Origin of the sequence: Methylobacterium sp. Leaf87 (assembly GCF_001422775.1) — a bacterium.
Lineage (GTDB): Bacteria > Pseudomonadota > Alphaproteobacteria > Rhizobiales > Beijerinckiaceae > Methylobacterium.
Map to the genome: position 1 here is coordinate 1 of NZ_LMMI01000043.1, position 9,021 is coordinate 9,021.

The 9,021-nt window shown below is 60.9% G+C and carries 11 protein-coding genes and 1 pseudogene; 6 read left to right on the forward strand and 6 right to left on the reverse strand.

From position 1 onward, the window contains the following. Positions 1-205: 205 nt before the first annotated feature. The 3 genes from ASF22_RS16525 to ASF22_RS16540 form a co-directional block, all read right to left on the reverse strand. Entirely contained in the window at positions 206-457 is a 252-nt protein-coding gene (locus tag ASF22_RS16525; protein WP_056266392.1) for a hypothetical protein, read from the reverse strand. Between the two features lie 246 nt (positions 458-703). Next, the gene (locus ASF22_RS16535) at positions 704-1,171 is read right to left on the reverse strand and encodes a hypothetical protein (RefSeq protein ID WP_156647825.1); all 468 of its coding nucleotides are present in this window, start codon (positions 1,169-1,171) and stop codon (positions 704-706) included. 163 nt (positions 1,172-1,334) lie between these two features. Beyond that, positions 1,335-1,838 (reverse strand): hypothetical protein, encoded by a 504-nt coding sequence (locus ASF22_RS16540; protein ID WP_056266401.1) that lies wholly within the window; start codon positions 1,836-1,838, stop codon positions 1,335-1,337. Between the two features lie 232 nt (positions 1,839-2,070). Between ASF22_RS16540 and ASF22_RS16545 the strand changes: the two genes are divergently transcribed. Next, positions 2,071-2,271 (forward strand): hypothetical protein, encoded by a 201-nt coding sequence (locus ASF22_RS16545; protein WP_348271156.1) that lies wholly within the window; start codon positions 2,071-2,073, stop codon positions 2,269-2,271. Here ASF22_RS16545 and ASF22_RS16550 read toward each other — a convergent pair. Then, on the reverse strand, positions 2,268-2,702 hold the full coding sequence (locus ASF22_RS16550) for a hypothetical protein (RefSeq protein ID WP_056266404.1): 435 nt from the start codon (positions 2,700-2,702) through the stop codon (positions 2,268-2,270). The genes ASF22_RS16545 and ASF22_RS16550 overlap by 4 nt on opposite strands. Positions 2,703-3,549: 847 nt before the next feature. Here ASF22_RS16550 and ASF22_RS24090 point away from each other — a divergent pair. The 3 genes from ASF22_RS24090 to ASF22_RS24095 are packed head-to-tail and all read left to right on the forward strand — an operon-like array spanning position 3,550 to position 5,151. Beyond that, entirely contained in the window at positions 3,550-4,233 is a 684-nt protein-coding gene (locus tag ASF22_RS24090) for a hypothetical protein (protein WP_156647826.1), read from the forward strand. Then, the gene (locus ASF22_RS23320) at positions 4,217-4,627 is read left to right on the forward strand and encodes a DUF433 domain-containing protein (protein WP_082483776.1); all 411 of its coding nucleotides are present in this window, start codon (positions 4,217-4,219) and stop codon (positions 4,625-4,627) included. The genes ASF22_RS24090 and ASF22_RS23320 overlap by 17 nt, the downstream gene beginning before the upstream one ends. Then, positions 4,624-5,151, forward strand: a complete 528-nt coding sequence (locus ASF22_RS24095) for a hypothetical protein (protein WP_156647827.1) — start codon at positions 4,624-4,626, stop codon at positions 5,149-5,151. Before ASF22_RS23320 ends, ASF22_RS24095 begins: the two co-directional genes overlap by 4 nt. A 231-nt stretch (positions 5,152-5,382) precedes the next feature. Here the strand turns inward: ASF22_RS24095 and ASF22_RS16555 are convergent, their stop codons facing one another. Next, a complete protein-coding gene (locus ASF22_RS16555) occupies positions 5,383-5,886 on the reverse strand; it encodes a hypothetical protein (RefSeq protein ID WP_156647828.1) in 504 nt (167 codons plus the stop codon). Between the two features lie 304 nt (positions 5,887-6,190). Here ASF22_RS16555 and ASF22_RS16560 point away from each other — a divergent pair, with 304 nt between their 5' ends. After that, complete coding sequence (locus ASF22_RS16560) at positions 6,191-7,456, forward strand: MBL fold metallo-hydrolase (protein ID WP_244474324.1); 1,266 nt, start codon at positions 6,191-6,193, stop codon at positions 7,454-7,456. A gap of 8 nt (positions 7,457-7,464) precedes the next feature. Here ASF22_RS16560 and ASF22_RS16565 read toward each other — a convergent pair whose 3' ends face one another. After that, positions 7,465-8,754: a hypothetical protein gene (locus ASF22_RS16565; protein ID WP_056266413.1), complete on the reverse strand. Its 1,290-nt coding sequence runs from the start codon at positions 8,752-8,754 to the stop codon at positions 7,465-7,467. 86 nt (positions 8,755-8,840) lie between these two features. Between ASF22_RS16565 and ASF22_RS24990 the strand changes: the two are divergent. Continuing rightward, positions 8,841-8,927: pseudogene (locus tag ASF22_RS24990) on the forward strand (recombinase family protein); the annotation flags it as partial. Positions 8,928-9,021: the final 94 nt, after the last annotated feature.

Consider the following 9,021-nt stretch of genomic DNA (forward strand, 5'->3'; position numbering starts at 1 on the left):
CAACGATCTCCTCGGGCTTCGGGTGCTTTGCCATCTTGTCCGTCCTCCAGGCTTAAAAGCCATACCAAAGGGCGGACCACTTCAATGGGGGCGGACCAGGAGGACCCCGACAGGGGTTGAGGGGAATAGCCCCGGCTGGCGTATGCCCCCCCCAATTCGAGAGGCCGAACGGAGCGAGCCGCAGGAGGGCTTGGCCCCTACTCAGTCACGGGACCTGGAACAACGGGCATGGCCTGGTGGACGCCAGCGGGATGAGGAGCTCCGTCCGGTAGTACCAACACAGGTCGATGCCCACGATCTCCCCGCCCGGGGTCGGGCCCTTCACCACCGTATGGTGCCTACACGCCTTGCATCGGTCCAGCGGATCCATCCGACGGCGGCCGACGATCTCCGGCGGCGTGGCATGGGGCCGGGTGGCGTTGAGGCTGAAGGGCGCGAAGCGGGCTGATCGGGGCATGTCGGTCTCCTTGAGGAGATCGTTCGCGCGAAAACCCCGGAGGCGGCATTGGGCCCTCCGGCCGCCGGCGATGCGGGCCGAGTGGCTGGCACACGGGCGGAAGTTGCGTCGGAACCCCGGCGAGTTCTGGGAGCACCCACTGGGCTCACCGGGCCGTCTCGCCGGGGTAGAGCTCTCCCACGAGCACCAGGACCTGCGGGCCCGGACGAAGGCGACGTACATAGAGATCGCAATGGGGGTCTGTGCCTAGAACGGCACGCGCTTCTGTGCGCCCTTGCACAGGTCGCCGTAGAGGTGAACGAGCGCCCGGTCGACGCGCTTCGTCCGCTCCTCCTGGTCAGGGAGATTGCGGACGACGGACATGCGCTCGAACTCGATGTTGTCGGAACAGGACTTCCGCCCGTCCGGCCAGAAGATGCACCAGAGGTCGTCGCCGGGGCTCCCGGCCAGCCGCCACTTGCCGTCGACTATCTGCTCGACGACCACGCCGTTCCGCGTGCCGAGGACCTGCGGAACCTTCTTGATGTCCTGGGCGACGACGCGGCCGAGGTAGAGCTCCCGATAGAGCCCGTCCGTGTTCGGGCTTGGCGTGGCGGGCTTGTCATCCCACTCGCCACGGATCGTCTTGGATGCGGGCCGGTTCCGATCCGTGATCCGAACGCTGCATTCAGCGGCGTCGACGACCCGGGCCTCCACGTTGATGTCGCTGGCCACGACGACCCCGGGGCCATCCTGCCGGATGCCTGGTGCAGCTCCGGATCGATGCAGCGTCAGGACGCTCTCCTCCAGGCTTTGCGATCGGCATGGTTCCGCCGCAACGAACGACGCCAGGGCGGCCAGAATTGCGACGTTATAGCGGAGCATGGTGTGCCTTCAGCTATCGCGCTCGAAGCGCCCGAAGCCTCGTCTCGTCCTTGGCGACGAATGCAACGAAACCGTCGACCTGTCTCTGACCCGCAGGTTCATGTTCTCCTCCAAAACGGCGGAGTAGCCGACCGTCGGAAACGTTTTTTCCGCCGATGATTCCAAGCCCCTCCGCGCCCCCCTCAAGGACAGCACGGTTAGTCGCCAGGTCAGGGAGGCCAAGGCATTCCTGGACGATCGCGTCCGCGCCTCTCTCGGCGTCCTCCCTATCACCGTCGGTGAGCTCCTCGGCGAGGTACTTCGTCAATCCGACGCGAATGAGGGGCAGCCCGATCTTGGAGCGGATGGTCGGGCCGTAGGCCATGATAGCGGCATCGTAGGCACCGTACAGGTATAGGCGGAAATATTCCTCGTCGTACAGCTGACTAACGTCATAGGAATCGAAGAAGTCGAGCATTCGCGTCTGCGCTCGTACCAGCATCTCAACCTTCTCGTGGGCGGCGGTGACCTCCCGCATCATACGTTCGCGGGCCGACGTCGTATCTCGCGCTTCACGCCGGCGTCGAAGGAACCCGAACAGCATCCTGACCCCACCACCTCAGCATGGACGGTTATGGGCGAGTTCCTGGACGAGGCCAAGCCGGTACCAGCGACGGTCTGGCGCGGAACCAAAACAACTCATCTGGGGATCGACTCCCCCGCCAAAATGTTCTCATTATGTTCTCATAAAAGAATCAGCGGAGACGACCTTGGACGCCTTGGAACGCGAGTACATGGAAGCCTCCGGCGGCGACGCTCGGGACGCCCTGCGCCGGGCCCTGGCCGACGCCATGGAGGAGATCGCCACCGTGTCGGGCCAGGTCAGCCGGGGCTTCGTGCGGGCCCAGCGGCCGGCAGACCTCGCGAGGAAGCTCGGGCCCGAGCGCCGGGCCAGGGAGGCGCCCCGCTAGAGCCAGCGCACGCTCGAACCGAGCGGGATGTTTGCGTAGAGCTTCTGGATCCGCTCGCGAGCCTCCTCCCCGAACCCACCTCCGACGAGCCGGTCCCAACTGCTCGTGCAGATCTTCCTTCGGGTCTTCGCCCTGCCGAGGGTTCGGCAGACGTCAAGCATGACAGCGTCGTCGACGGGCCCGTCGCAGCCGTCCCAGCACTCCGCACTGCTGAGGGCGGATAGCCAGTCGTCGTGCGGGTCACCGTCGGGAACGTTGAGAGGCACGTCCTCCGAAACGCTGTCGAAGATCCTGGCGGCCCGGATCGCCCCCTCGATGGACTCCTTCAGCGTGGCCCTGTCCTCCTCGGTCAGGGCGACGAAGACGCGCTTGCCGATCCTCCGGAAGGTGGCGTCGTCGGGGTACGGGACGGTGGGGAGGTCGGTGGGCATCGTCGGCTTCCGTGCGGTTGCGTCGGAGGCAGGATCGGCGGGCCGCGTTGCCCGAACCCTAACGGGGGTCTGGGCCGGGGAAGGTTCGGTTAACCGGACATGGACCTTGGAGCTGTCGCCGCGGGGGAGGACGCTCTCCATGCGACCGTCACGGCCGAGGCCCCGAGCACCGGATCCCGCGTCGCCAACCACCCCGCCGGAGAGCCTCCGAGTGGGGTCGAAACACGTTTGCGGTTCCGGTTTCGGTTCCGGTAGCCCCTGGAAGGCCCCGCCGGCGAGGCGGCTTTCGAGGCTCTACAGAGGGGAAATAGTGGTGGGCCCGGCAGGACTCGAACCTGCAACCAGACCGTTATGAGCGCGTCGCTGCTGCGCTTGTACGTATGCAGAGTAGATGAAACTGGCCCCGTTTGGCTCGAAAATGCGCGTTTGTTCATGGCCAATCGTTGCCGTTTCATTGCCGCATATTCAACTGGCTTGGGCAAGGGCCTCATTCAAAGGCATGCGCGGTCTGAGCCGTTGCCCATGGTCAAACATGGCAGCAATTTTGGCTTCCCCTACGCTTTTAGGGTCATAGGGACCGTCATGTGAGGCTAGCATGGCCTTTGCTCGCAATGGCGCGGCTGGGTTACCGCTCGCACGAACTCGTCGCAGACCAGCCGCGGGTGCGTGGCAGCCTGAGCCGTTTGCTCAGGGGCGGGAAGGAACGACGCCGATGCAGATCAGCAGGATGGACCTCAGGAGCATTCTCGCAGAAATGCGGGAGCTGTGCTAACGTGGGATTGGTTTGGGGTGCCCCTGAGCCGAACACACTTCCCGCGCTCGCATTTCCACCACATCTACGGCAGACATGGCCAAATCATCGAGTCGAACAAAAATTAAACTACGAGATGTAGCCCTTCAAGAAATCGGCATTCTTGTAGATCAGATAGATAAGCTTCCCAGCGTCATGGATGCTGCGGAGCATCAAGCTGTGTCTGCAGATGTAAATAAAGTCTTCAGGGCCGTTGGAGAGGCCGCCGGGCTGGAAGAGGATGACGCAAGATCAATATTCAATGTATTGCAGAATATTCTCTTGCTGTCTGAGAAGAATGGTTCCGTTGGCAATGCTATTGAGATCCTGCATTCTGGATTACCCGAGGAGCTTGGAAAAAAGTTTTTAACCAGCCGGGAGCGGTTAGAAAAAGCCGCTTCAAAATATGACAGGAGCAATCCAGTTTCTCTGAGTATAAAGGCTCAAAGACTGGCATACCTACGGGAGCGCCTGTATCAGGGCGCTGAAATTACAACTGACATCAGGCCCATTTTTACTCCCGATGCGTCCGAGATTGCTGATCTTGTAATAACGCATGAGCTTTCTGTAAAATATTTTGAGGGCGTAGCAACAAAAAGCATTCATCTTTCACTGGATAACGCCGATCTTGTTGAACTACGTGAAGCTTGCGACCGCGCATTGTTGAAGTCAAAAACTTTGGAAAGAACATTCAAAGACAAGTGGTCAATAGAGGCGCTGGGCGATGAAACCGACCGATAGTTTTGATTTTATCGCTGACGACATACCCTCTAGAGAAAAAAGTCGTATTGCGTATGAGCCCTCAGATCCAGGACTGACCTTGCAAGACCGCGTATGGGTTGGTGACCGAGCTCTCTACCCACGGCGTTCGTTTCTTCGATCCGCAGAGTGGTTCATTGAAAGCCGCGCTCAAGGACTGGATATACTGAAGGACACAGTCGATATCGATCGCTCTGTTCGGGGAGGGGTTCCTGTATTAAAGGGCACTCGTTTTACAATTGCTCAGCTACTTGCCGAGTTGTCTGAGACTCGTGGTCCAGATGAAATTGCCGAGAATTTTGATCTAAGTGCAGATCAAATCAGAAACCTTTTGAACGGATTGGCAATGCTGATGAATAAGCCGCATGGGCGATGATGGCGTCGTTTGTTTTTGACGAATGCTTCGATGATAAGCGAGTGGTCAGAGCTTGTAACGAGCAGGCGAAATGCGTTGCTGAACGGTATCCTGCTCACTTAAAAGGCAAGAAAGATCACCAGATGCTCCCGGAACTGCTTCTGGGTGAGTCACCATTGGTCACAATTGATAACACCATTGTTGAAGAGAATTTCAGGCATATTCCGGAAAGTAATGCAGGCATCATAATTGTTTATCTTCTGACGCCGACGGAGCCCGTTACTTCAAAACTAGCAGCATCTTTGCTGTCCAAATTTAAAATTCTCTATCCCGGCTGGCATGATGAATGCTGGAGGGGAATATGTCTAGAGGTTACGGAAGCTGACGTCGGAATGTGCTCCATCCCTGCCTTTGATGCAGGCAAAATCGTAAGAATTTCGTATCAACAGGAAAATTTTGCTCATTTATTACAAAGTAGCCTTGAAGCAATGCGTTCGAACCAGATTAAGGCTTGTATTATTCCGGTTCTTGAACAAGGCTTGTAATAATAATTATATTATTGTAGAAATCGACTTATGAGGATTCATCTATTTTGGATGGCGCATTTCAATTCTATATCTGAAACATCAGGGTATACCCTGGTGTAGCGTCACGGCGGACGGCCTACTTTGCGTCACATCATGGTTCGGTTTCGCCCATGTGACGCCCGGCGGCTCGAAGCCTAAAGCTCGACGTTACAGCGAGGTGCGCCGACCTGTTTTGGGTCGGCCACCATTTCACGTCTCCACGTCAAGCGCGATCACTCGATGCCCGACAATACCCCTCAGCGGCACGTTGGCTGTCAGGTACTCCTCGACGCGCTCGCCCGTCAGCGGGTCGGTCGCCCAGCCGTCACCCTTGAAGTGCTGATTGAGACCAAGTGTGTGCCAAAGGAAGAGCCGGGCATTCTCGGCCGTGTCGTCGCTGGCCGCATAGCGTGCGAGGCCCATGTGCTCGGAATGAGCCGGATCGTCCTTCACTACGCCGCTGATCAGCGAAGGCGGCATGCTCAGGGTCAGGGCCGGATTTTGCAGGTCCTCACGCCATGGCAGGAGTTTTCGAGCAACCTCGGGGTAGATGGCCTCGATGAGGGCGAAGATGCCTGCCCAATCGGCGCGGGTGCATTCGGCTTGCGGCAGCACGACCAGCCGCCAGCGCATTCCCTCTGCAAGCTTCTCCCGCAGCCATGCGCGATCCTTGCCGATGCCGAGCACAATTTCCGCCCCGCTTCGGCCAATCATGTTGCGTAGCCCATCCGGTCCAGTTACCCAAGCTAGTCGCCGCTCGCTCGCGAAAGACAGCATGCTGAAGTCGGCATCGGCTCGACCCCGCACGACCCGCCCGCAAATGCCTGAGATTGCCTTAGGAGCGGCCCGGCGGTCCTCGAAGAGCTCGACGTAAGCTGCTGGGTCGATGGCGCCGGGGGCGGTGTTGGCATGGTCCACAGTCACGGCCTTGTGCTAGAGCTTGACCGTGAAACGCTACCCCGAACCTTTCGCAGATCCTACTAACCCCGCCACCGAGGCTGAGGGGCTCCGCGCCTGCGTGCATCGGGGCACGAGGGAGATCGGCGGTACCTGCGTCGAACTCGAATGCGGGAGCGAGCGCATCTTGCTCGACCTCGGCCTTCCCCTCGATGCCGACCCCACCCTCGACCCGGCATTGCTGCTGCCCGCCGTTTCCGGGCTGAATGACGTCGACCCGAGTCTACACGCCATCGTACTCTCCCACAGCCACGCCGATCATTGGGGGCTGATACCCCATGCTGGATCGCTCGTGCCGGTCGTAGCCGGTGCCGCCACCCGGCGCATTCTGCGCGCCGCAGCCCCCTTCGTACCCCGGTCGATACCGGTTCAGTTTGGTGAGCGGTACGACGGCCCCACGCTCGCGGACCGAGTGCCCATCACCATCGGGCCGTTCCGGATTACCCCCTACCTCGTGGACCACTCGGCCTACGATGCCTACGCGCTCTTGATCGAGGCAGGTGGACGCCGGTTGTTCTACTCCGGCGACCTGCGTGCACATGGACGGAAGGGCGCACTGTTCGAGCGCCTGCTGCGCCAGCCCCCCCTGGCCGTCGATGCCATGCTGATGGAGGGGTCGAGCCTTGGCCGACTGATTCCAGGGCAGAGCTTTCCAGCGGAAAGTGAGATCGAGGAACGCTTCGTCGAGCGCCTGCGTGCACCGGGCTTCGTCGGGGTGTGTGCGTCGGCCCAGAACATTGATCGCGTCGTCTCAATCTACCGGGCAGCCAAGCGCACCGGCCGAACTCTGGTGTTGGATCTCTACGCGCTCGAAGTCCTACGGGCGACAGGCAACCCGAACATCCCGGCACCCGGCTGGTCCAACCTCGCGGTCTACGTGCCCCAGTACCAGCGCCGCCAGATCGCGCGCAGCGAGCGCTTCGACCTGCTCGCGCCCTACAAACCTTACCGCATCTACCCGGAGGGGCTGAGCGCGCTTGCGCCACATGCCGTGATGCTGTTTCGGCCCGCCATGCTGCGCGACGTGGATGTGCTCAGCCCCGACGTGTGGCCGACCGCGCGAGTGATCTGGTCTCAGTGGGAGGGCTACCTCAAAGACGAGGCGGGGTCAGGGGCAAAGCTCCGCGCCGAGTTGGCCGCACGCGGGGTCGGCCTCGAAGTAATACACACCTCCGGCCATGCCAGCGTTGATGATCTCAAGCGGCTTGTGGAGGCGGTGCAGCCGCAGGCGCTCGTGCCGGTCCACACTTTCGCGGGTGACCAGTTTGCAGACCATTTCGGATCAAGCGTCGTGCGTTGCGGTGATGGCGAATGGTGGCCGGTCTGACGGCCGAGCTATTCCTCAGCCCTGGCCGCGCGATGTTTGGCAAGCCAGCCGGTGAGATCGGATCGTTCGTGATCTGAGAGCCTCTGCAGAGCGTCCCGCAGGCTTTGGCAGAGGGCGTCGCGCACCGGGTGCGGGCCCTCGGCATACTCTTCCGGCTCGCCCGAGTGTCGTGCCCGTCGATGTTCGAAGAAGAGGCACAGCCACAATTCGAAGGCTGTTCCAGGCCAGTGGCCAGTTGCAGTAGCGTGCGAGAGCTTCGCGTTGGCGAAGGCGCTGAGCTTCGTAATGCCGATCTCTTCCGCAACTTCGTAGCCGTTGAGCAGGTCCATCAGCTCGATGGAGTCGTTCCAGTGGAAGGGGTTCGGGATCGCGTCGAACCGGCCGCCTCGAACCGCGTCAATCCAGCCTTCACTGGCGGCGACCTGTGGTTCGGCACGGAAGGCTGAGTTGGTCCGCCACAGGCCAAAGCCAAGGTGGAACAGGTCGATCTGGTCGGCAAAGGGCAGTGCCCGAAGCGCGCCGAGGTCGAGACGCCCGGCACGCGGGTTGTAGTCCACGAGGGCGACCACGGCGCGCACATCCTCGATGCGGTCCGAGACGGGAAGCCGCTGAATCTTGGCCTGTGCCAGTTCGCTCAGACCGTTCAGAAGCCCGAGCCGTGCCTTTTGCCGGAGTTGGCTTTGAAGCTCGCAGGCGAAGGTCGGCAGGGTGCCACGCAGATCCTCGAAGTAGCGAGACAGCTGAGCGGCCACGCCCTCGACACCGCCGCCGAGCCCGTACTTGACCTCGATCAGCGCAGGCGCCAACGCGTCACTCGTGATGCGGCGGTCGCCGGGCCAGTAGACGCCGACCACGTCGGTGCGCCCCTTGCCCTCCTCGGCGATGCCCTGCCGATCGACGGCGATGTAGTCGGAGTTCAAGCTCTCACGGTTGTTCACCCGCACGAGAAGCTGCTCGAACTCGATCTCCTTGCCGCGCGCCGCGTGCAGGGCGATGCGCTGTTTGATGTGCGGTACCTCAGTCTCGCAGAAGGCAGCGACCTGTTCTGTCACCCGCACGTCGAGGCCCTGTGTGCCCCAGAACTTCTCGTGCGACAGCAGGCGATAGCCTTCACGCAGGCGCTTCACACTGACCAGGCGCTGACCCTTGCAATAAACATCGAGGATGTCGGTTCTGATTTCTGCGATAAGGTCCCGGTCCTGCTGAACCAAAGTGAGAAGCGGAGTAAGCGGCCCTGCGATGAGATCGGCTTCAAAGGCGGCTTCGAGGATACGGGGCAGGCGCAGGCTGTTGCTCACGGGCGAATCCGACTTAAAGGGGCGTTGACGGCGGCTATTGGTACTGTGGTTTGTACCGTGGGCCTACCACCCTGAGGTGACAGCCCATGGCCCACATTGGATATGCCCGCGTTTCGACTATCGACCAGGATCTTGACGGGCAACTTGCCCGCCTCACGGCCGAGGGCTGTGGTCCGCCCCCATTGAAGTGGTCCGCCCTTTGGTATGGCTTTTAAGCCTGGAGGACGGACAAGATGGCAAAGCACCCGAAGCCCGAGGAGATCGTTG

Bases quoted from the DNA above. Each gene is read 5' to 3' on its own strand.
- ASF22_RS23320 (WP_082483776.1), top strand. From the start codon at position 4,217: ATGAAACCGACCGATAGTTTTGATTTTATCGCTGACGACATACCCTCT.
- ASF22_RS24095 (WP_156647827.1), top strand. From the start codon at position 4,624: ATGATGGCGTCGTTTGTTTTTGACGAATGCTTCGATGATAAGCGAGTG.
- ASF22_RS16555 (WP_156647828.1), bottom strand. From the start codon at position 5,886: ATGATTGGCCGAAGCGGGGCGGAAATTGTGCTCGGCATCGGCAAGGAT.
- ASF22_RS16525 (WP_056266392.1), bottom strand. From the start codon at position 457: ATGCCCCGATCAGCCCGCTTCGCGCCCTTCAGCCTCAACGCCACCCGG.
- ASF22_RS16540 (WP_056266401.1), bottom strand. From the start codon at position 1,838: ATGCGGGAGGTCACCGCCGCCCACGAGAAGGTTGAGATGCTGGTACGA.
- ASF22_RS16550 (WP_056266404.1), bottom strand. From the start codon at position 2,702: ATGCCCACCGACCTCCCCACCGTCCCGTACCCCGACGACGCCACCTTC.
- ASF22_RS24090 (WP_156647826.1), top strand. From the start codon at position 3,550: ATGGCCAAATCATCGAGTCGAACAAAAATTAAACTACGAGATGTAGCC.